This is a genomic window from Aureispira sp. CCB-E, from assembly GCF_031326345.1.
Lineage (GTDB): Bacteria > Bacteroidota > Bacteroidia > Chitinophagales > Saprospiraceae > Aureispira.
Map to the genome: position 1 here is coordinate 4671118 of NZ_CP133671.1, position 24949 is coordinate 4696066.

The 24949-nt window shown below is 36.5% G+C and carries 16 protein-coding genes; 6 read left to right on the plus strand and 10 right to left on the minus strand.

The window, feature by feature from the left end:
* Positions 1-24: 24 nt before the first annotated feature.
* Positions 25-1473 (minus strand): WG repeat-containing protein, encoded by a 1449-nt coding sequence (locus tag QP953_RS18075; protein ID WP_309552236.1) that lies wholly within the window; start codon positions 1471-1473, stop codon positions 25-27.
* A 762-nt stretch (positions 1474-2235) separates the two neighbouring features.
* Between QP953_RS18075 and QP953_RS18080 the strand changes: the two genes are divergently transcribed.
* A complete protein-coding gene (locus tag QP953_RS18080; RefSeq protein ID WP_052594266.1) occupies positions 2236-4188 on the plus strand; it encodes an ABC-F family ATP-binding cassette domain-containing protein in 1953 nt (650 codons plus the stop codon).
* 84 nt (positions 4189-4272) lie between these two features.
* On the opposite strand, the gene QP953_RS18085 is transcribed toward QP953_RS18080, so the two are convergent.
* The 9 genes from QP953_RS18085 to QP953_RS18125 form a co-directional block, all read right to left on the minus strand.
* Entirely contained in the window at positions 4273-4746 is a 474-nt protein-coding gene (locus QP953_RS18085) for an SRPBCC family protein (protein ID WP_052594268.1), read from the minus strand.
* 440 nt (positions 4747-5186) lie between these two features.
* On the minus strand, positions 5187-5819 hold the full coding sequence (gene ribA / locus QP953_RS18090) for a GTP cyclohydrolase II (RefSeq protein WP_052594270.1): 633 nt from the start codon (positions 5817-5819) through the stop codon (positions 5187-5189).
* Positions 5820-6028: 209 nt separating this feature from the next.
* Positions 6029-7261: a 3,4-dihydroxy-2-butanone-4-phosphate synthase gene (gene ribB / locus QP953_RS18095; RefSeq protein WP_063833034.1), complete on the minus strand. Its 1233-nt coding sequence runs from the start codon at positions 7259-7261 to the stop codon at positions 6029-6031.
* Positions 7227-8435: a glycosyltransferase gene (locus QP953_RS18100; protein WP_052594274.1), complete on the minus strand. Its 1209-nt coding sequence runs from the start codon at positions 8433-8435 to the stop codon at positions 7227-7229. The genes ribB and QP953_RS18100 overlap by 35 nt, the downstream gene beginning before the upstream one ends.
* Positions 8436-8579: 144 nt before the next feature.
* Positions 8580-9158, minus strand: coding sequence for an adenylate kinase (locus QP953_RS18105; protein ID WP_052594276.1), 579 nt, complete (start codon positions 9156-9158; stop codon positions 8580-8582).
* Positions 9159-9506: 348 nt separating this feature from the next.
* The gene (locus tag QP953_RS18110; protein WP_309552238.1) at positions 9507-10037 is read right to left on the minus strand and encodes a hypothetical protein; all 531 of its coding nucleotides are present in this window, start codon (positions 10035-10037) and stop codon (positions 9507-9509) included.
* Positions 10038-10051: 14 nt separating this feature from the next.
* The gene (locus QP953_RS18115) at positions 10052-10723 is read right to left on the minus strand and encodes an alpha/beta hydrolase (protein ID WP_052594280.1); all 672 of its coding nucleotides are present in this window, start codon (positions 10721-10723) and stop codon (positions 10052-10054) included.
* A 73-nt stretch (positions 10724-10796) separates the two neighbouring features.
* Entirely contained in the window at positions 10797-11381 is a 585-nt protein-coding gene (locus QP953_RS18120; protein WP_052594283.1) for a DUF6935 domain-containing protein, read from the minus strand.
* Between the two features lie 248 nt (positions 11382-11629).
* Positions 11630-12511, minus strand: a complete 882-nt coding sequence (locus tag QP953_RS18125) for a hypothetical protein (RefSeq protein ID WP_309552240.1) — start codon at positions 12509-12511, stop codon at positions 11630-11632.
* 523 nt (positions 12512-13034) lie between these two features.
* On the opposite strand from QP953_RS18125, the gene QP953_RS18130 reads away from it, so the two are divergent.
* The 5 genes from QP953_RS18130 to QP953_RS18150 all read left to right on the plus strand — a co-directional run bounded on the left by QP953_RS18130 (position 13035) and on the right by QP953_RS18150 (position 24576).
* Positions 13035-13226: a hypothetical protein gene (locus QP953_RS18130; RefSeq protein WP_052594287.1), complete on the plus strand. Its 192-nt coding sequence runs from the start codon at positions 13035-13037 to the stop codon at positions 13224-13226.
* Between the two features lie 348 nt (positions 13227-13574).
* On the plus strand, positions 13575-15119 hold the full coding sequence (locus QP953_RS18135) for a hypothetical protein (protein WP_052594289.1): 1545 nt from the start codon (positions 13575-13577) through the stop codon (positions 15117-15119).
* 19 nt (positions 15120-15138) lie between these two features.
* Positions 15139-16044: a glycosyltransferase family 2 protein gene (locus tag QP953_RS18140; protein ID WP_309552241.1), complete on the plus strand. Its 906-nt coding sequence runs from the start codon at positions 15139-15141 to the stop codon at positions 16042-16044.
* Between the two features lie 473 nt (positions 16045-16517).
* Positions 16518-21350, plus strand: coding sequence for a fibronectin type III domain-containing protein (locus QP953_RS18145; RefSeq protein ID WP_309552242.1), 4833 nt, complete (start codon positions 16518-16520; stop codon positions 21348-21350).
* A 607-nt stretch (positions 21351-21957) separates the two neighbouring features.
* Positions 21958-24576, plus strand: coding sequence for a T9SS type A sorting domain-containing protein (locus QP953_RS18150; protein ID WP_309552243.1), 2619 nt, complete (start codon positions 21958-21960; stop codon positions 24574-24576).
* The last annotated feature ends 373 nt before the right edge of the window (positions 24577-24949 follow it).

The window sequence follows — 24949 nt, forward strand, 5'->3', positions numbered from 1 at the left end:
TCTTAGTAAGAACAACAATTTCTATTAATCTTCAAAATACTCTGTTCCATCATAAGTGATGTAGCCTACTTGAAAGTTCTCATTTTTGACAAATGCTAAGCCATATTTGAAACGATGTGCCAAAATGTATTTCCTTGGAATCACCTCTCGACCTTCTTCATTAATAAAACCATAATTAAAAACGCCTGATAAAGAACCCGTTTCTTCTATAGAACTAGGGGTTTTATCTCCATTTAATTTAGGATCCAACGTCGCAACCAGCGATCGTCTTTCACAAAAAGGGTCAACAATCACATATTGAGGAGGAACAACTTCCTTGCCTTCCAAATTGGCAAAGCCTAACAAGGCTCCTTTCTTGATTGGAATCATGCCATTCTTAATTTCATTTAACACCTGCCCCATTGCTTTTGGCAAATCGTATTGAATGGGTAAGACAAAAGAATGATTGGCTTGTACAATCCCCCACTTATCTCCCTTCATTACATGCATCCACAAATCTTCATTGGGACCAAACAGTGCCCTGTAACGCTCGCTAACGATAGTTCCCGTATCATTAATAAAATAAATCTCTTTTTCCTCCAAAACCGCACAAACCCCATGACTAAAATCCAACACATAAGGATATTGAAAATCTATCTGTACAGCACCATATTCATCAACAAAGCCATACAAGCCATTTTTTTGAGCCGCAGATAAACCTTCTTTGAACTCTCCTAATTCTGTAAATTGAGGTTCAAATATCCAATGTCCTGAAAGATTTACAGCTCCCCAAAGTCCGTCCTTTTGGCAAGCAGCTTGACCATTCGAAAAGCCTCTGGCGGCATCATACTGAGCAGGTAGAACTATATTTCCTTCAAGGTCTAACAAGCCCCATTTGTCCCCTTCTCGAAAAGGCCAATAGTCGTTTTCTAAATCCTCTATTTCATCATAAGTAGGCGTTAACAACAGTACTCCTTTCTCCGTCATTAAGCCCCATTTATCATTTTGCCGAAAGCGAAGAATTCCCTTTTGAATTTTCTTTACAGCATGGATTTGGTTCAAAACAGTTGCCTCGATTTCAGGAAAATCATCCTTCACAATTCCACCTTTCCAGCCCCGTTCAGCAGCAGCATGAAATGCTTCTTCCTCAGAATTATAAATCATTTCTGCCCATATCACGCCATCTGTAGAGACTAATCCATATTTTTCATCTTTTATAATCGTGCAAGAATTATCCTCATTCAACAAGGAGTGGTCATACTCATTACCAATAAAATCACAAACAATTGGAACAACAATACTTCCTGTTTTATCTATCAATCCATATTTATCGCCTAACATAACCCTAGCGATTGTTCCTACAAAAGGCGCCGCTTGATCGTACTGGGGAGTGATAATAAAATCTTTGTCTCTAGTGCAATACCCCCATTTCTCTCCTTGGCGAAAAGGAATTATAGCAGGATAATATTGTGTTTGTTGTGGTGTGTTATTCATTATAGTTTTAATTAGTAGTCATTAAACGATTCTCTAGTATTGGTTGTCAAGCTGAACGTCAAAATGTTTATTCGCAATAACTTCAAAAGGGCATTTGTCCTACAAACTTTTAAGCAATTTAAGAAAGATTTTGTTAGGAAGAAGCTTCTTATATAAAATTAGTAGTTGGCTGTCTTATTACTACCTGGCAGCACCACAGGTAAGTATTAACGAAACAATACCTTTTGATTAAAAAAGAATTTACCCTTTGTTTTAATAAGAATCTATTATCTTTGCCCCAAGTTTGGGCTACAACATACAAAGTAGTTTTATAAATCTTTGCCAATTTAGTAACGTTCAAAAATAAGTTTTCAAAAATTTGCAGTAAGATTTTGGTTCCATTTTTAGTTAAAGTTGCAAAATGTAATGGATTACGTGCCCAAAACTTTAGCTAAAAATAGGGCAAAAGATTCGGCAAATCGAAAGATGCTTTTTTATCGTTACTTAACTTGATCTTTATTTTTTCTATTCAATTTGATGTAACAACAGTTCGTTAAAACCACGTAGTAGCAGCGAAGCTAAACTTTATTAGATTGATAATTAACAAGTTAAAAACTCATTGTATTTTGTGTCAAAATTTTGATTATCAACTGCGCAGCACTCACGAAGTACCACGAAGTAGCAGCGCAGCTAACTAAAAGCGCAGCGCTCACGAAGTAAACTAATATAAATGTGCTTTTTTATCTTTTTAGTAAAAAATCAACGAACTACTAATATAACAATATGCTTGGTATAAATAATGTTTTTATAAAATATGGTGATCGAACTGTTCTTGATAGAATTTCTTTGGCTATCAATGATAACGATCGAGTGGGACTAGTAGGTCTTAATGGTGCTGGTAAATCAACATTATTAAAAATCATGGCTGGAGATGTTACTCCTCATGAAGGAAATGTAGTTCGCCCGAATGGTACAACCATTGGATTTCTACATCAAGATATGAGTTTACCGAAAGGAAAAACTGTTCTAGAAGAAACCTTAAGTATCTTAGCAGAGGTACAACAGTTGGAGGCTGATATTGATCAGGTCAATCATCAAATTGAAACTCGTACAGATTATGAAAGTGAATCTTATCTGAATTTATTTAATGAATTGGATGAGTTGAATGAGCGTTATCGTGTCATGGGTGGAAAAACAATTCAAGTTGATGCAGAGAAAATTCTTATGGGATTGGGTTTTATGCCAACCGATTTTAACCGTTTAACAGATGAGTTTAGTGGTGGTTGGCAGATGAGAATTGAGCTAACTAAAATGTTGCTACAACGTCCAGACTATTTGCTTTTGGATGAGCCGACCAATCACTTAGATATTGAATCTATCATTTGGCTAGAACAATTCTTAGAAACCTATGAAGGTGCTGTTGTTGTTATTTCGCATGATAAAACATTCTTAGATAACGTTACCAAGCGAACCATAGAAATAGACTTAGGAAAAACTTACGACTATAAAGCCAATTACTCTAAGTATCTAATTCTCCAAAAAGAGCGCAGAGAATTACAACAAAATGCTTTTGAAAACCAACAAAAAGAAATTGCTAGAAAAGAGCAATTGATTGATCGTTTCCGTGCGAAAGCCAATAAAGCAAAAATGGCTCAGTCTCTTATGAAGGAACTGAATCGAATGGAAAGAATAGAATTGGATAGTGTTAATAGTGCCAAAATGAAATTAACCTTTCCTCCCTCTCCTCGCTCTGGCGAAGTTGTTGTAAAAGTAAAAGATGTTACCAAAAACTATGGTGAACGCAACATTTTAGATGCCGTTAATTTGGAAATCATTCGTGGTGAGCGTATTGCTTTTGTTGGTAAGAATGGTGAGGGAAAATCAACACTTTCTAAAATTATCTTGGGGCAAATCCAAGCAGAAGGAACAGCAGAACTGGGGTATAATGTAGCAGTTGGGTATTATGCTCAAAATCAAGCTGAAACACTCGATCCTAAACTAACCGTTCTGGAAACCATTGATCAAAATGCTCCTTTTGAAATGCGAACTAAATTGCGCAATATCTTGGGGTCTTTTTTATTTTCTGGCGAAGATGTCGACAAAAAAGTATCGGTTCTTTCTGGAGGTGAGCGCGCTAGATTGGCGTTGGCTTGTATGATGCTACGTCCGATTAATTTATTGGTACTTGATGAGCCGACCAATCACTTGGATATTCGTTCTAAAGATGTTTTAAAAGATGCCATTATGCGTTATGATGGGACGTTAATTATAGTATCCCATGATCGAGATTTCTTAGAAGGTTTAACCGATAAAGTTATTGAGTTTAATAATAAAAAACTAAAACCTTATTTGGGAGATGTCAAATATTTCTTAGAAAAACGTGCCTTAGATACTTTTAGAGAAGTAAGTTTAGGAAAAGCAGGTAAAAACGAAGTTGACAAAACCAATACAACCAGCAACAAGACAATCAAAAAACCTAAGTTGGAAGGCAAAGAGTATCATCAACGCTTAAAACAACTGAAAAAAGATGTCCAAAATGCAGAACGTAAAATTAATCGCTTAGAAGAAGATTTGAAAAAATATGAAGCGACTATGGCTGATATGTCTATTTTTGGAACCGTAGAATACGATACCGCTGTTGCTAAATATGAAGCAACTAAAGTTAAACTCGCTGAGACAATGGAAAAATGGGAAGCTGCGGAATTAGAATTAGAAGAATTGGAGAACGAAGCTTAGGAGCTTAATTTAAACCCCAATCTAAATCTTTCAACTTAGATTGGGGTTTTATCTTTCTTTTTGCAAGAAATACGTTTGATCTTATTATCTGGGATGATGGATTGTTCCCCACTTTTTTTCTAATGTCTTAAAACGATAATCAAAAATTCCTTCCAATTGCCGCTTTACAAACAAAGCATGCGCAATATTCCCCAAGGGACCTAAAGGCAGTCGATAATGTACAATATCTTCCATTTCCACCCCTCCCTCAATTCTTTTAAAAAAATGCTGATGGTGCCACATGGCGTAGGGTCCCACACGCTGTTCGTCAATAAAAAACTCTAATTCTCGAACCTGTGTGATTTCAGTCATCCAATACATAGGAATGCCCAATACTGGCTTTACTGTATACTCTATAATCTGCCCAGGATAAGTTCGCTTATCTGCACCTGACAGAATATTAAATCCCATGTAATCGGGTGTAATTGCTTTTAAATTTTTAGGGCTAGAAAAAAAATCCCAAGCTTTTTCTAAGGAAATGGGTAGTTGTTGTGTTCTCTGTAAGGTATAGGTTGACATTGTAATTGATTGTTTTAGTTTTTGGAATAATATAGCTAGAATTAAGTAATCGTTCAGAAAAAATTCTATAAACCACGAAGTAGCAGCGCAGCTAAACAACCTTCTTTTTTGCACTACTCTTCATCAGAAAAATTTGCTTTAGCTCGCTACCACGCAGTAGCACCGCAGGTAAAGCTGTACTTTTCCTCTTCGACTAGCACTAAAAATAAAGCTATTTTTTAGCTATAATTTTTTATGCCCACTTACTTATCAAAAAAATCTACGACCACAAATTGAGTTTCCAAATTCACGACCGAAACAATATTCCAATAATAGTGCAGCTAAGTATTATTTAAAACAACCCCATAACAATTATGTTGAGTAGATAAGACAATAAAAAAGCACGAACAGGGAATAAATACCCCACACTCGCGCTCTAATATGAAATTATGCTTAGGTACTTACTTCAAGCCATGTTGAAATAAGATATGCCCCATTTTATCTCGCTTAGTTTTGAGATAAAAATTGTTGTGCTCATTAGCTTCTATTTCCAAAGTTACGTTCTCTACGACCTCCAAACCATGTTTTTCCAATTCCTTTTGCTTTAAAGGATTATTAGACATCAATCGAATTTTTTGAACGTTTAGCAACTGCAAAGCTTGTGTTACAGATTTGTATTCACGCTGATCCGCTTCAAATCCTAGATTTAGATTCGCTTCTACCGTATCTAAGCCTTCTTCCTGCAATTTATAGGCTTTCATTTTACTCAAAAAACCAATTCCTCGTCCCTCTTGCTCCACATAAATAATAACTCCTTTGCCTACGGCTTCTACTTTTTTCATAGCAGCTTGTAATTGAGGACCGCAATCGCAACGCAAGGAACCAATAATATCGCCTGTAATACACGAAGAATGTACCCTTACCAAAATTGGCTCCTCTGCTTCCCAACTACCTTTTGTCAAAGCAAAAAGTGTTTTTTTTGCTAATTTATCATCAAATGCAACCAACTCAAATGTTCCATATTCTGTTGGCATATTAATTCTAACAACTTCTTCTACCTCCATTTTTGTATCTTGAATTCTACCTTTATTCATCTTGCTTGTTTGTTCGTCTAAAAATATAATTAAAGGGATTCTAAATTTAGTCGCTTTACAATTACGACTCCCCTATTAAAGCTTTAAAAAGAAGCTACTTTATCCAACTTTAAATAAGTTACACCCTAACAACATAAAGCAAAAGATGTTTTATAAAAAGGAAAAAAGATTGCATCAGACAATCTTTTTTCCTTTTTATGACAATATGATTACTTAGGTCCAGTTTCGTAGATGATGCGCTCATCGTCAGGCACATTATTTAGTTTGCCCTCTACTTCCAAAGGAACATTTTCTACGATTTCCAATCCATATCCAATCAGACCTATACGTTTTTTAGGATTATTTGTCAATAATCTTAATTTACTAACGCCTAATTTTCTCAAAACTTGTGCTCCAATACCATAATCTCTCTGATCCATTGGCGCTCTTAATCTACTGTTTGATTCCGTAATGCTTAGTCCTTCCTCTTGGAATTTTTTATACGCTTTTAGTTTATTCATCAAATCAACACCACCACCATCTTGTTCAATATACAAAACAACACCTTTACCTTCTTCATTTACTTGTTTCATAGCAGCATGTAGTTGAGATCCTGAATCTCCCATCAATGCGCCAAAAATATCTGTCGTTGTAAAAGAAGAATGTACTCTTACTAAAATCGGCTCGTCTTTTTTCCAAGAACCTTTTGTTAGTGCAAACAAGTTTTTCTCAGTTGTTTTATCTTCAAAACCAATCACATCAAATTCACCGTATTCCGTTGGGGCAGTCAAACGAACAACTTCTTCAATTAGTGTTTCCTTATCTAGGCGATATTTAATCAAATCCTCGATAGAAATAATTTTTAAATTGTGCTTATCCGCAATTTTAAATAAATCTGGTAAGCGAGCCATCGAACCATCTTCATTTAAGATTTCTACCAAAACCCCCGCAGGTTTTAGACCAGCTAATCGTGCTAAATCAACAGCAGCTTCGGTGTGTCCTGCTCTACGCAATACACCACCATCTTTTGCAATCAAAGGGAAAATATGTCCAGGACGAGCATAATCACTAGAAACGGTTTTAGGATCTGTTAGCTTCTGAATTCCAGTTGCTCTATCATAAGCAGAAATACCCGTAGAACAGCCATAATTAAGCAAGTCAATCGAAATTGTAAAAGCCGTTTCGTGTACCGCCGTATTTTGTTGTTGCATTGGGCGCAACTCTAGTTCATCACAGCGTTTTGCTGTTAGTGGCGTACATATTAAGCCACGACCATGCGTTGCCATAAAATTAACAATAGATGGAGTTATTAGCTCCGCCGCGCAGATAAAATCACCTTCATTCTCTCTATCCTCATCGTCTACAACAATGATTACTTTACCAGCTTTGATGTCTTCCAAAGCATCTTCTATCGTGTCAAGCTTGCGCTTAGGCGTCTCGTTTTGTGGGTTGCCAGATACCATTTTGAACTCCTTTTAAATATTTAAAAAATCCATTAAATAATGCCAAATTCATCGCATTAAAATAGGTTATATATCGTATAATAACTACGTTAAGATTTATTTTTTTGAAGCCCCAATCTAACAAGGGGATTCCAAATAAACCAAATGTCTCCATTAAGAACAAACATAAATAGAATTGGTTCTTGTATACAAATGCTAATATTGCCAAACAAAGATAAGAAGCCAGAATAAAAAAGGGACCATACCATCGTAATACTTTGTGTGACAAGAAAGCAAAACTCATGGATCCTGGTGGCCAAAGTAGGTGCTTAAATACAGCTAAGTTAGCAAAATTGCCTGCTGATATGCGCGTTTTTCTTCGAAACTCTTCGCTCATATCATTGGGAACTGCTTCGTAACAAATGGCTCCCAAATCATTAATTGCCAAGCCTCCTTTTTCAAAAACTTTCATTGCAATGTAAAAATCATCCACCAAAAAATTAGGTGGAACAGGCTCGAACAAACTGGCTCGAATGGCATAACATCCTCCCAGAGGTCCCATTGTTCGTCCCCAAGCTCTCCCTTCTAAATTTTTGATATACACCTCTCTAGAAATATAGTTTTTTTCGGAAGCGGCAATCCCTTCTTCTCCTAATTTTTTGGACGTTGGATTTTGTATATTAGAATCTACCAAACCAATATCCGAATTCTTAAAATGTTTTACCAATTCGTAAATCGTAAATGGCTCTAACATTACATTGGCATCTGAGATAATCAAAATGTGTTCGTTCTCATTCGGGCAAGCCATTTGAGCCTTATGGATAACATCATTGATAACGCTTGGTTTTCCTCTACGTTCTGTAAATGGGAAGAAATGGAAGGAAGGATTTTTGTTCACAAAGGCAGCAACCAATTCATTGGTTTTATCGGATGAACAATCTGAGCCAATAAAAATACGAAGCTTCTCTTTTGGGTAGTCACTATTAGCTAGCGTAGCTAATTTCTCTTCAATGACAGATTCTTCGTTGTACAAAGACATAACAAAAGAAACATAAGGAAGAGATTCTGTAGGCGCATAGATTTCTTGATTGTTAGCTTTTGAGGAAGCGACAATTTTTAGTATGATTGGATACAACACATAGGAGTGAAACAAACAATACACACAGAGCCAGAAGATGATGGCACCTATTAACATATAAAATCTATAACGCTTAAACAATAAGGCATTTGAACCGTTCGTTTTTGACTTATGCAACTGCTAACAACTCAATATCTCATCTAACACTGGCTCTTAGTCAAAAATTGTAAAAGTAGTTGAGTTCAAATGCCTTACTAAAAATTAAACAGTAACAGCATCCAAAACACTGCAAATGCGTTCAAATATTTCTTCGATTGTACCAACTCCATCAATACGCTTCGTTTTATTCACTTTCTCATAATGGTTAGCAACGGGTGATGTCTGACTTTTGTAGATATTAATTCGGTTTTGTACCGTTTTAGGATCTTGATCGTCTTTTCTTCCTTCTATTTTACCACGTCCTGTAATACGCTGAATCACCTCTTCGTCTGCAACAATTAGCTCCACCAACAAGCTTACTTCTGTACCTTCCTCTGCCAAAAAGGCATCCAAAGACTCTGCTTGATTGACATTACGAGGAAAACCATCAAAGATATATCCTACTGCATCTGGTGTTTTGTCCATTTCTGCCTTCAAAAGACGAAAAGTGATGGAATCTGGAGCAAGCTCTCCTTTATCGATATAGCTTTGAACCTCTTGCCAAATTGGGCTATTGCTTTTTTTCTCTCTTCGAAACAAATCCCCTGTTGAGATGTGCACCAAGTTATATTTGTCTACCAATTTAGCTGCTTGGGTACCTTTACCACTACCCGGAGGGCCAAAAAGAATTAGATTTAACATATTTTCTTATGATTTGATTGATGATTAATTGTACAACGATTTGTGTTTGTAAGAATAGACAATCACTAATGCATCCTTATTTAATTGCGAATGATTTTACTTAACAATCAACCTTTTAACTTTTAAACTAGCAATTTACCAATCTGCACATCAATAAGGTTGAATCCTTAACACGCTGCAAAGGTACGAATTTTATATTTTAAATGCTAGTTCTACAAGAAATTGTAGCCCCTTTTAGCAAACAAAATAAAGAACACGATAACACAGTGCTTTTTGTTTGTGCGAGACGCACGCCCCATTTATTTTTTTCTCGGTTTTGTCATTCGCAAGGAATAAGAGTCAACCATACTAATAAAGTATGATTCCATATTTTTCAGCAAACTTTTCTTGTTCTTCTCCAAACTTGCCATAGGCTGCATTGAGTTTTGATTCAAAACCGACCAATAAATCTACCACTGATGAAGAGTGGACGGTTGCTCCAGCATTAATCATCTTTTTAGCTTCTAGGATTTCATTTTGTCCTCCTTCTTGATAAACATCCAAAACTTGTTTGGCAGCATCTTTTATTTGTTGAGCATAGGCATTGTGCTCCTCTGTGCTTTTCCAAATTTTTATTTTTTCTAATGTTTCTAATTCTTCATCAAAAGTCTTTATCATCACATCGTAAGCACTATTTACACCAATATTGCTAGCAATATCATGTTTTTCTGGAATCAAATTAGTAAAAGTTTGATAGACTTGACGACATAAACTCATTCTCAGCATGACTTTTTCACAGAATTTATCCGCCTGATCTGAACTAGGGACGGAAGGACTACCGCAAGCATTTATAACGAAACAGAATAATATCAAAAAGAGTGATTTTGTAGCGTAGTTCATTTTTATTTAAGTATTTATGAATTAATTAACTCTCCAGTTGCTTGATTAATAATTGCAGCAATCTCCTCGGATCGATCCAATACCATATTGTGCGTCCCTCCTATTATCAAGTGCGTTGCTCGTTGATTGGCTTTCTTAAAAAGATGATCCTTCGTTCCATTAATATGAATACAATTCGGTGGATATACCTTATTTTCCCAATGAACAATGGCCTCTCTTCCCCAAGAAAAATGGTTAGCTGATCGAGCTTGTAGCATTAATTTTATAAGTTGACTATCTTCTTTGGTGCAAATGCCCAAAATCCAAGCTAAAAATGGCAATATTAAACGAATACACCATGCAGGGAAGAACCGATACAAAGGCAATATTCGAGCTATTTTGAATAAAAAAGGTACTTCTGTCTGATGCTTAAAAGATGAGATTAAGATCAATTTTTTATAAGGCATTCTCTTTGCCATTTCTGTCGCTACAGTTCCTCCTAAAGACATACCAATCAAAATAGGAGGTTCTTCTACCTCCCCAATACTATCGACCAATCGCTGAGCATAATCCTCAATAGATTCTATTCGACTTATTGGCTCCAAATATTCCAAACAATAAACATCTTTTTCCAACAACAAAGGAACCAACCTAGAAAAAATTCTTTCATCATTTCCCAGACCAGGAATTAAATAAACTTTTGCCATTTAGGATAATTTCATCAACCAGCTTAAAAGCAACTAAAAGAGTAACAAAGATAATTCATAGACTGCTAATAATTTACAAACCGTCATCAACCATACTCGCAGGAGGTTGTGTTCCTACAAAAAGGCTACTGTAATTAACAGCCTTCCAAATTCCTTTATTATTTTTTCTCAGGGCGATAGGTCTTGGAGTGGATGCCCCAGTACACTTAATAAAGACCTTGACATCTCCATTAGATTGTTCGCTATAAGGGTTTCTTGTTAATTTAAATGATAATTTAGAAGGGAGTTTATACCCATTTTGGGGACTTGTCTCTAATACATATGAACGAGCAATATAAGGCTTTCTAAGTAAATTGGTCAAATGGTAATTGATACTATTTTGGGGCTGAAACCCTTTGTATATATCTCCTTCTGACAACTGAGTACGATCCAAGGCTATTGTTAGAGCTTTTAAACCAACTTCCTTGTTATTGGTATACATCATCAATGCCATAGCAAATACAACTGCTCCCCCTTCAGGACTTTGAGCAACTCGGTTTCTAAATGTTAAAAATTCCTCTATAGTACTAGGGACTTTTGCAGCTTCAATTGTCTTTTGTGCGGATATATTTTGAGCAAACAGAATCATGCTCATTGTGATAAGAAAAAAGGTTTTCATTTTTTGTAGTTTAATGCAAGTATTTAAATGCCTAATCTAAATAATAAGCGACTCAAGTCGTACATTGGTTATTAGCTACTTAAGAATGCTTACTATAAATACTTGCTTATCTATATTTATAGCAATTCGTCTTCAACTTAAGTTTCCTAACTTTAACGACCTCTTATTAAAATATTGGCAAATAAAGTTAATGAATAATAAACATTAAAAACAAAAATAGCACCAATAAATATCTTATTCTGAAATACTTATATTTCTTTCTTTGTGCTCCACCACAAAAGCAACGGAATTCCTCCATGTACCAAACGGTATAATGTTTCGTACGCATGTTGGTGCAATGATACCCAAAATATGTCTATGTAAAAATTTCCAACCAAACGCGCCAAAGAAGTCAAGAAGCCCCAAATAATACAATACCAAACTGCGATAGAAAAGGTCCATTTGAAGGGAATAAATAATAATATTGCCGCAAGAAAATCAAGAGCGCCCATGATGATCAAAAATTGGCTAGCAGCTTCGTCATTCTTAAAAAATAAGATATCCATACACCATTGTATCCAAACTCCTGGTTGTGGATAGTAAGCATAAGCATACAATCCATGACAAATAAAAGTTGTAGCAATGATTACTTTGAGTGTCGTTCTAAACAAAGGTGTATTTTGTCCTCCATAAAGCACGTGTACTAAAATTAAGGGTGCTGTTATTTGAGTAGCGTATTCAAAAAATTGCCCTACTTGCCAAAACTTATCTTTGAAGTATAATAAAGCCAAAAGTGCAAAAGAAAAAGAAGCAAGATAGAGCAACCATTTTCCTAACTTCCAAGTTTCTTTCAAAAAAAGAACGGCAACAGCACATAACATCCAGAAAATGCCAATCCCCACACCAAGTCCATCAATAAATTGATCAACATTAAAACTTTTATTCGTCACATAATTCTGCCAAGTATCTCCTGTCAGACTGGTAACAATTCCTTCTAATAAAGATTGATCCCAAAAAAATGTCCGAAGAGGCAAGTCCCAAAATAATCCTTGCCAACCTCTTCCTAAGAACAAACAGAAAACGAATATTCTCAAAAAAAGTATTTCTTTAGTATCAAATGCTCGTATAAATGTTTTTCTTTCTAATCCCATATCTAGTATTTTATACTTCTTATATTTCCAACAATACAGTTGAATCAACTTTGTTTTGTCTATGGTCATTATCGCTAACAGATACAAGCAACTTATAACCAATAGACAACACCAAAATCAAATAATCTTTTAGTTCAAAATTTGGGACAAATATACAAGAAAATAAGATTTTATCTAGAGACAAAAAAAATACTAGAGATTGACCACCGGTTTCATTCCTTATTTTTCAATTGCTACTAGCTAATAAAAGCCATTTTTTGTCCTCACCTTCAAGTTTTTTAGGGGTTCTTAGTCCTTATTTCGACCATAGATTAAAAGCGTACAACTATTTCTTTGAAAATTGCATCTTTTTTAGTAGATTAGATGGTTATCTATTCCCCCAAGTAATAGTAACGATCTTCATTTAAGTAGATACCACTTACAAGAATTATAGAATTATTGCTATAAAATAATAATTGGCGAACCAATTTATACACAAGTCACTTTAGCTTGTTTTGAATGAACTATTGATAAAATAACCTCTATGAAAAAAGAAATACGGATTGACCTCAGTGTGTCTCAACACCCCAATAGAAACAATCCTGTTCAAGTTAACTCCTGGGTAAATAAAGCTTTGGATGCTAGAAATAATATCAACACCCCCAAAGAACATTCGTCAGGACGAAAACTACAGCTTAATATGACGTTTTGTAAAAGTATTTTAAACCGTCGTTAAGTACTAAATAGCACAACTTAGTTAGAGAGGAAATAGATGATCTATTTCCTCTCTTTTTGTATACTAGGCGGTTAAAGCTAAACAGCAACAAAAAACATTTATTCTTTTTGAATGTTCTATAAATTGCAATTCATAACAGAAAAGTTTAGTGTTCAATTCAAAATTGCATACATTTGCAATAGTGGTATTATATAACTAAAGACATCATGTTCATACAAGGCTTTATTTGTATATTTTTATCTTATTTATTGAACATGCTTTAGATACCCTTGTTAATTGTGTCTAAAAAGAAAAGAAAGTATACGTACGATTCTTTTATACTCATTCATCCTCATTCATTGTTCTTGTATGAAGTTCTCTGACGATTTATATCAACTTATTAGTTCTCTCAATCAATCCGAAAAACGATACATAAAACTAGTTGCTAAAGCATTTACAAGCAAAGGGACAGAAAATCAACTTGCTCTTTTTGACGCTTTTGACCGACAACAGCAATACAATGAAGATAAAATCCGAAAGGATTTTGAGGATAAAATTCCTGCCAAAAACTTCCATGTTGCCAAAAACCGTCTCTACAATCTCATTCTAAAAGCGCTGTATTTATACCATTTAAAAAATTCTGATTATCAAAAAATCAATCAATTGATTTATCAATCTGAAATTTTACAAAAAAAGGGATTGTACAAACAAGCTGATGTTCTCAATGACAAAGCGATACAAAGCGCAACGAAGTCAGAGCTTTTTCCTCTTGCAATAATAGGCTTATCTGGGCAAGCAAATTCGTTTATGAATCAGCGAGATTTGACAAAAATTAAGAATTATTTAGATCGTGAATTAGAGGAAGAGTACGATTTGTTAGAACGTTACAAAACAGACCTTACTTATCAGTATTTGCAACTAAAAACACTCTTTATTACCCACAAAAAACAAGCTGTCAGAAGTGAGGCTGAAATGGCGCAAATTCAAGCGTTAAAAGAACACCCTTTATTAAAAGATTCATCCTTAGCCAAATCAAAAAGTGCGTTGGATATGTATCGTTTCTTAAATGGTTTTATTTGCCGATACGAAGGCGATTATGTTCGCGCCTCTGAATATTGGCAAGAATTTGTTGATGAATTAGAACAATTAAAATCTATTCCTAAGAATAGAATCGAGGAATACATTTCCAACCTTAATAATTTAATGTTCTTGCAATTAGAAGCTCTATTGTTTGATAAAGCTTGGTTCAATTGTCAAAAAATGGTGGACTTACTAGGACATGATCATGTCAAAAACAATGCACATCTCATTGTTAAAGTCAAGGAACGTATCATTGAATTTAAATTAGAGTACTATTTACTTTCTTATCAATACCAAGAAGCTTTACAATACCAAACAAACAATCATGACGAAATTCTTGCTATTTATGAGCAAGTAGGCGATTTTAGACGATTGGTTATTGATTATGTCCAAACATCTATTTACTTGTGTAACCAAATGCCACAAGAAGCAAGCTTCAGCATCGAACAAGTGTTTGCCAACAAAGTATTAAAACAACACCAATACATCTATTCGGGAGCCATGATTATTAACTTACTAATTCACTTTGAATTGGGTAATTATCAGTTGTTAGAATCATTGCTACTCAACACCTATCGAATGATGTATAAACGGAAGTTATTATACAAGAGTGAAAAAATCATTTTTAAATATCTGAAAAAATACCTTCGGATGTTGACCAATGAAGAAATCATGGAATCTTTTAAGTCCTTAAAACAGGAATTGCAGGAAGTTCGAACGGATAAATTTGAACGCAACTTTTTGCCAAACTTTGATTTGGTTGTTTGGATTGAAAGTAAAATCCAGGAAAAAAGTATGTCCGAAATTATTCTAGAAGGAGGATTAACCTTGTAATTTTATAAACACAAGCTACATGCTATCTATCCTAATTCCTGTTTATAATTTTGATGTCCGAAAATTAATACACCAATTGCATCAGCAAGGGGTTTTGCTGACAATTCCTTTTGAGATTTTATGTGTAGAAGATGCTTCTGACCGAGCATATATTGACTTAAATCAGTCTATTCAAGCACTTCCTAACGTTCATTATCGAGTACTCCCAAACAACTTCGGGCGTTCCAAAATTCGCAATTATCTAGCTTCTCTAGCTCAATATCCATACTTACTTTTTATGGACTGTGATTCTATGCCTGTTGAGCCAACTTATCTATCAAATTATGTAGAGCACCTCCATCCCAATCGCCTTTTGTATGGCGGACGTTGTTACCAACCTCAAGCGCCACAAGATGCCGTACTTTACTTCCATTGGTATTATGGCATTCATAGAGAGCAAAGTTCTGCCAAAACCAGACAAAAAAACGCCTACCAGTCTTTTATGACTAATAATTTCTTGATTCCCAAAAGCATCTTTAAATCCATTCGTTTTGATGAGACCCTAACACAATATGGTCATGAAGATACTTTATTTGGATTAGAGTTGCGAGACAGAAAAATCCCAATTCGACACTTAGACAACCCACTAGAGCATATCGGCTTAGAATTAAATTTCGTTTTTCTAAAAAAAAGCGAACTTGCTATCCAAAACCTACATACTTTACACTCTAAATATTCTGTAGAAAAAGAAATTAGACTACTTCGTTTTTTTATACAAACAAAAAGATTATATTTACATAACCTTATTATAGTAATATATTTTTTATCAAAAAACCTTATAACAAAGAACCTCTTTTCTCACCACCCCCAATTACTACTATTTGACTTCTATAAACTTGGGTATTTAATCCACTGGACTAAAAAACATTCCAAGCATAGTCGTTAACTCCAATTTATAAAATAATCACCTCAACGTATCTTGAGTTTTGTTCGCCAATCAACCTGATAACTATTTGTTCTTAATAGTTATTATAATACTGATTGCAAAGTTTTATCCTATTTGTATAAATATTCTAAACAAATAAGACGGCCCATGCTATGATCATAATTTGGCTCAAAAAAACAAAAATATAGTGCCCTTCTTGAACATTATAAAATGCACTTAAATTGTATTTATATACTGGCATTTGCTGTCATTTTTTTTTCAAAAAGTAAATATCAATACACTCTCAATACTTAAAATAAACAAACATAATATTTTAATTATCAAAATAAAGCTATTCAAAAGAACTTCCTTTCTTACCTTTTTTTTGTCATATTAATGATATGGGTTTGAACTTGTAGTTGGAAGTTCTTAACTTAGGGCTACCTAAAAATTTATAAATTTCTAACATTATTTAACTAATTTAACTTATTAGTATGAAAAAAAATCTAATATATTTTTTATCTTTTTATTTGATAATGTTGAGTGCGACCACAACATCTGCTCAATATTGCACCACCAACGTTGGACCTTCCAGTGCGGGAGACTCTAGTGTTGATAGTATAGGTTTGACTGGTGATGCAGGAACAACGATCACTTATCAAAAAGTTTGTGCTGCTACAAGAGTGGAAGACCTCACAGCAACACAAAGTGCTTCTGTAACAGCAGGCAGCAGTTACAACCTAACTGTTGTCTTTGGCACTTGTGGTTCGACTCCCTATGCTGGTGCTGGTGAAGTTTGGATTGATTGGAACCAAAACGATGCTTTTGACCCAGCAGAATCTATAGGAACGTGGACAGGTTCCCCTACAGATACGAGTGTATTTTCATTTACAGTTCCTAACAGTGCCTTCAACGGAACAACTCGCATGCGTGTGATGCAGCAAGAAGGATCATCTGTCACTCCTCCTCTTAATCCTTGCGGATCATATCTTTGGGGGTCTGTTGCTGACTTTAGCATTGTAATTTCTGGTGGTGTCACCATTACTTGCCCTGTTCCATCCGCACTCACTGCCAACAACCTCACAGCTACTTCTGCTGATTTGGGGTGGACAGAAAACGGAACAGCCACCAACTGGCAAATTAGCTATGGTGCGCCTGGTACAGCTGCTGGCGCTGGCGTTACTATGATGACCACTACCAACCCTACTAATGTAACAGGTTTAAATCCTAATAGTCCTTATGATTTTTATGTACGATCTGTTTGTGGGGCTGGTGACTCTAGCCTTTGGGTAGGTCCTTTTAATTTTGTAACACCTTGTGCTGCTCTTACGGCTCCTTATTCACAACCTTTTGCCACCAATGCTCTACCTGCTTGTTGGACTCAAATGGGTGCCACTAACTGGGAATATGGAAGTAATGTCACAAACCCAACAGGTTTTGCAGATTATGGTGCAGATAATGTTCCTGATCATAGCCTTGGAGGTGGTGGAACATTCATTGGTATGGATGGTTCTGATAATACCAACGGAGAAGTAAGTACCTTGATGTCTCCTATGGTTGATATCGCCCCACTTACCAATGCTCAATTAAGCTATTGGGTCTTTAGTAATAATGTTACAGATGCTGCTCAAAACAAATTGATTGTTGAATTTTATGATGGTGCTAACTGGACTGTTGTTGATTCCATTCAAGCCAACTTAGGTACTACTTGGGTAGAATTCACAACGGATCTAACTACGTTTACAGTTACTGGTAACGTTCAAGTTCGTTTTACAGTTACTGGAGACAACTCTGCTGGTGGGTTCACTTATCACAACGATATTTTGATTGATGATGTTGCCTTCCGCAATGCACCTACCTGTTTAATACCTGCCTCTTTAACTGCTAACAATATCACAGCTACTTCTGCTGATTTGGGGTGGACAGAAAACGGAACAGCCACCAACTGGCAAATTAGCTATGGTGCACCTGGTTCGGGTGCTGGTGCTGGTGTTACTATGATGACCAACACTAACCCTGTCAATGTAACAGGCTTAAACTCCAATAGTCCTTATGATTTTTATGTACGATCTATTTGTGGTGCTGGCGATACTAGCATGTGGGTAGGTCCTTTTAATTTTGTAACACCTTGTGGTGTCTTTACCCCTGCTTATTCTACAGATTTTTCAACTTTTTTGCCTGCATGCTGGGAGGAAGTAGATGGAGGTTCTCCTAATACGGGTCTTGGAACAACAGGATCAGGTGCATGGAATCAATCTGGTTCTTCTGCTCGTGTCAACCTCTATTCCGACTTCACATTTGATTGGTTGTTATCTCCAGAGTTTGATCTATCTACTGGTAATTGGGAACTTGTGATTAATGCTAATGCTACTGATTATAGCCCAACAACTGCTTTTAATGGTATGGGATCTGATGATACTGTTCAAGTCGTCATTTCAACAGATGGAGGTACTACGTGGACTTCCCTTTATACTTGGAACGCTGCCAATCCATTTACATTCTCTCCTAATGATGTTATCATTGACTTGAGTAGTTACACTGGTACATCTAATTTATTTGGTATTTGGGCTTCTGAAGGAGCAACTAATGACCCTGAAGATTATTATGCAATTATTAATAACTTTGAACTCAGAATGCCACCTACCTGTCCTGCACCTAGTTTACTAACTGCCAACAACATCACAGCTACTTCTGCTGATTTGGGGTGGACAGAAAATGGTTCGGCTACCAACTGGCAAATTAGCTATGGTGCGCCAGGTACAGCTGCTGGTGCTGGTGTTACTATGATGACCACCACTAACCCTACTAATATAACAGGTCTAAACTCTGATAGCCCTTACGATTTTTATGTACGATCTGTTTGTGGCGCTGGTGACTCTAGTCTTTGGGTGGGTCCTTTCAACTTCAGAACGCCATGTGCAGTTCTTACTGGAGATGTATCTAGTGATGCCATTTCTATTGGAAGTCTTCCTTATTCTACAACAGGTAATACAGATTCTTGTTATATGAATACTAGTAACAATGCAAGTGCAGATGTTTGGTATCAATATGTTGTAGAACCTTGCACCGATTCTTTAACCATCTCTTTGTGTGGTTCTAGTTTTGATACTTACCTTCGTGTATTTGCTAGCGATGCTAGTACACAAATCTTCTTTAACGACGATAATTCAGCAGCATGTGGTACTGGTGGAAATTCTCACTTAGCAATTGATGTAACCAACTCATCTTCTATTAATCCTGGTGACACAATCTACATTATGGTAGAGGGGTATACTAGCAATCAAGGGGTTTACAACTTGAATGTATCCAATACAGTTATGTGCCCTCCAACAAACCTTGTCATCACAGAAATCATGTACAATCCACCAGAAAGTGGCACAGACTCTTTAGAATTTGTTGAAATTTACAACAATGGTACAACTGCTGCTAACTTAGGTGGTTATACCTTATCTGGAATTGCTTATACCTTCCCTAACGTTAGCTTACCTGCGGGGGGGTACTATGTTGTTGGTGTAAATGCTTCTGCATTTAATACTGTATACGGAATGCCTGCTGATGGTATTGCTAGTTCAGGTGGTTTGTCTAATGGTGGCGAAGCTGTTATTATCAGAAACCCAATTGGCATGGTGGTCGATTCTGTACGTTATGATGATTCAGCACCTTGGCCAGCAGGTTCTGGTGCGGGAATGCCTGACGGAGGTGGAGCATCTCTGATCTTGTGTGATACTGCTGCTGACAATGCTGATGCAGCTAACTGGAATGCTTGTATAACAAGTACAGGTGTTACAATTAACGGTAATGTTGTTTTGGCTAGCCCAGGTGCAGCAAACTCTTGTCCAATGCCATTGGATGTAGCCGTAGCATCGTTCTACAACTTAGATTCTATCTATTGTAATGCAGGTACTATCTCAGGTTCTGTTATTATTACAAATATGAGTAATACAGACGCAACAAACGTACCTTACACCATTACAGCGAATGGTACTCCATTGGGTGGCGGAACTATTTCATTGTTAGCAGGATTCGCATCTGATACAATTACAGTTGGTCCTTTCCCTGCTGCTACAGGCGCCGCCAATATTGTTGCGATGACTTCATTGACAGGTGATGCCAATACAAGCAATGATATGCTTTCGATGATGGTATATGTTTCTAATACTGCTGCTGCTGCTAATATCGTAACAGACATCACTTGTAATGGTGATTCTACTGGTGTTGTAGCTGCTATGGGATCAAATGGAATTGGAGCATATGGTTACATGTGGAACTCAGATGCAAACCTTACTACAGATACCTTGATGAATCTTCCTGCTGGCATGCATACAGTTGTTGTAATGGACTCTGTAGGTTGTACAGATACTGCTATGGTTACTTTGACAGAACCTACTGCAATCATGTTGACAGATACTGTTGATAATGTATTGTGTAACGGTGATTCTACTGGTATGGCTATTGTTATGGCAACAGGTGGCACTCCTGCTTACTCTTTTGCTTGGTCAAACGGAGCTACTTCTGATACCATCATGAACCTTCCTGCTGGTACTTATACTGTAACCGTAACAGATGCGAATGGCTGTATGGAAATGCTTACGGCTACTGTTTCTGAAGCTACTGCAATTATGTTAACAGATACTGTTGATAATGTATTGTGTAACGGTGATTCTACTGGTATGGCTATTGTTATGGCAACAGGTGGTACTCCTGCTTATGCTTTTGCTTGGTCAAATGGAGCTGCTTCTGATACCATCATGAACCTTCCTGCTGGTGCTTATACTGTAACTGTAACGGATGCAAATGGTTGTATGGAAATGCTTACAGCTACTGTTTCTGAGCCTACTGCTCTTGATGTAACAATTACCGATAACGGAGATGGTAGTGCTTATGCTACTGCTACAGGAGGAACTCCTGGATACACCTTCTTATGGGATGCTGCTGCTAACAACCAAACAACAGATACAGCAACTGCTTTAATTCACAACGGCACTTATGTCGTAACCGTGACAGATGCGAATGGTTGTACAGATACAGCTTCTATTGTTGTTAATATTAACAGTCTAACGAACATTGCTAATGTTGCCAACTTGAGCTTATTCCCTAATCCTACTAATGCAAATGTATTCGTAGAATTGGAATTGGTTAAAAATACAGATGTTCAAATTAATGTTACGAACGCTATTGGTCAACTTGTTATCAACAAAGAATTGACCAATGTACAATCTGAAAAAGTAGAGTTAAATACATCTATACTATCTTCAGGTGTTTATATGGTTCAGTTCACTATTGGTACTGAATCAATTACTAGAAAATTAATTGTTAGCAAACAATAATTTGACTAGTTCAAAATAACTAACAAGGGTTGTATTTTCTTTAGGAAGATACAGCCCTTTTGTTTGGTAAGCAAAAAGAAACATACAATTGTGCAGTTGTGCATAGACAGATGTTCAAATTAACATTACAAATATTAATAATCAACTTGCCATTCATAAAGAATTGACAATTGTGCCATCTAAAAAAGTAGAACTAAATACGTCTATACTCCCCTGAGCTACTCATTTATTTGGTTCATTCTATAATTAGTATAGAATTACTCTCTAAAAGATTAATGGTTCTTAAACAATCATTTAGTTAGTTTAAAATGACAAATAAAGGCTGTGTTCTCTCTAAGAGGGCATGGTCTTTTTATTTAACCAAAACAAAACAAAAGTTTACAACTATACATATACAAAGTACAAAATGCTTCTTTTTGTCAAAAAACTAACTTTTTATACCTCAAAATAAAATAACTAGCAAATCAATTTAAAATCCTGCCAATAAAACTTTATCTTTCCATTAAATGAATGCCCCCTCTACCCTTATAATACATTTTCATGAATGGAGACTTAATTAAAATTGTCTACCTCAAAACAATATTCATTTAATTAAAATACGTACCTTATGAAAGTTTTTTTTACAACTTGTGTGCTATTTTTTGTAGCATGCTCGTTTACAAGAGCCCAAACCGTTTTGCTAGAAACATTCAATGGCACTTCGACCCCAAGTGGATGGACCAACACAGCTACAGCAGGACCAGGCTGGCTATTCAGCACGAATGCTGGATATGACGTCTCTAGTATCACCGACCATACTAATAATGGTGGTAATTATGCATGGATTGATTTTTCAGGAACAGATGCAGGAGTCGTTTTACAAAGTCCTGTTATTGATGTTTCTACCTTAACAACTCCTTATTTACAGTTTTATTACGAAAGCCATTATTCTGGCTCCTTGAGTCCCTTCAATTTTGTCTATCTAGAAGCATGGAACGGCTCGTCTTGGGTACTTGTCAATACTTTTCAAGGCAACACTCCTTTTGGTTGGGACGAATATGGCTTTAATATGTCTAGTTTTACATTTAATGGTGGCAATGATCTTCAGTTTCGTTTTCGGGGCGAATCTGGTGGAGCTAGCAATGACTTTAACAACGACCTCTTGTTAGATGATGTAGAGGTAATGGAATTGCCAACGTGCCCTAAACCAAGTAACTTAGCTGTCAACAACATTACGGCTACTAGTGCCGATTTTTCATGGGTTGAAAATGGTACAGCAACTGACTGGCAAGTAGAATTTGGTCCTCAAGGATTTACCCAAGGAACTACGGCAGGGACAGTAGTTTTTACTTCTACCAACCCATACAGTCAGACTGGCTTATCTCCTAGTACAACATTTGATTTGTATGTACGCTCTATTTGTGCTCCTGGTGATACTAGTCGATGGGTGGGGCCTATTAATTTCACAACGCTTTGCGCTACAGCTGTTGCTCCATGGTCTGAAAGTTTTACAGGCAACAGCACTCCAAACTGCTGGAACGAATCAGGTTCAGAGCCGTGGCGTTATTCAACAAGCGCAGGATATGCTGCCGCAAATGCAGGAGATCATACTGGAAATGGCGGTAACTATGCGTGGATTGATGGTTCTTCTCCCAGTGGTCCTAACCAAATTAGTACTTTGGAGAGCCCTCCAATTGATGTGAGTGGTCTTACTGTTCCACTACTTTCTTATTGGGTATTTTCTCACAATCCTACTGATAACTCTTATAACACCTTAACAGTTGAAGTATACGATGGTGCTGCTTGGAATATCGTAAGTACCATTAACTCAGATCAAGGAAATGGATGGAATCACATTATCGCTGGTTTACAAAACTTAACCATAACAGGTCCTATCCAAATTCGTTTTACGATTGCTGAAAATTCGCCAGGAACAGCTTTCTATAACGACATTCTAATCGATGACATAGAAGTTAAAGAGGCCCCTAATGTATCAGCAGATACCCTATTGGGCGTTCAATCCCTTTATTGTAATGCTGCGGTTAATGTAACATTGGTTGTTTCCAATAAATCAGGTAATCCAGAAACTGATGTGCCGTGGACAGTCGAGTCTAATGGAACAGTGATTGCTAATGGTGTTATTCCTGTATTGGCACCCAATGGATCTGATTCTATTCCTTTATCTTTGGGAGGAGTTGGTCCAGCAGGACCTAATGCGATGATTACAGCCTACACCCATTTTGCTCCCGATCAGACAAGTTCTGATGACACTCTAATTGTAACAACTGGAATGTCCTATACTGGTGTTAATGCAACTATGACAAGTCCTGTAGGTTGTGCTGGCGCTTCCAATGGTGAAATTGAAGCTGTAGGAAATAATGGAATTGGAGCTTACACCTATCAATGGGATGCTTCTGCGGGTAGCCAAACAACAGCTACTGCAACAGGTTTATCAGCAGGAATGTATACACTAACCGTAACCGACTCCATAGGTTGCTCTACAGTAGCATCACTAACGTTAGTTGACCCTCCTGCTATGACTCTAACTAGTTCTGGAACAGATTTAAATTGTAATGGTGATAACAGTGGAGCTGCTGTTGCAACTCCTAACGGAGGAGTCCCTGGCTATACTTATATGTGGAGCAATGGAGCAATGACCAATCAATTGGCAAATGTTGCTGCTGGAACATACACCGTTAGTGTTACTGATGCTAATGGATGCGAATTAACAAGCACCGTTACCTTAAATGAACCTGCAACAGCCATACTTGCTTCTGTCACTGATAATGGAAATGGAACTGCTCTAGCCAATGCAACTGGAGGAGTCGCTCCATATAGCTATCAATGGGATGCTTCTACTGGTAATCAAACGACTGCAATGGCGACAGGTTTAACACCTGGAAATGTTTATTATGTAGTTGTCACAGATGCTAATGGATGTTCTGATGTTGTTTCTTTCAAAGCGATAGCTCTAGATGTTACGACCATTGATGATGATGCTAATTTGAGTATGTATCCAAATCCAACGAGTGGAAACGTCTTTGTTGATTTAAATTTAAATGAACAAATGGATGTACAAATTCAAATTGCAACGGTAACAGGTCAAGTTTTAATGACTCATCAGTTTAATCAAACGCAAAACAGTAAATTTGAATTAGAAACTGCTCAGTTGCCTACAGGAGTTTATATGGTTACCTTTAGTATAGGTTCTGATCAGTTAACAAAAAAATTAATTGTTACTAAGTAATAATAGTAGTTGCCTACCGTGCTACTTTGTGATCGTTAGGTCGTGAGCTCGTAAGCGTAGTTACCAAAAGACAAAAGCACGTTTATATCGTTTTTTAAACGAAGTGGTCGCTTAGGAAAAACAACTAATACTAGCCTATCTGGATATAAAACTCTAGATGGGCTTTTTTGATGTCGTGCCCAGAAAAAAAGGAGTCAATAACAATAAATTGCTATTGACTCCTTCATAAAAAAAGAGCAGAAACACACCAGCTGCTACAACCACCTACCCTTGCTTGCGTTAACACCTGGGGGATTTAATGGGAGCTTGCCATGCATCTCCAACTCTGGTTGCAAATATAGAATGCTTTTTGGGTTTCACAAACTTTTTAATG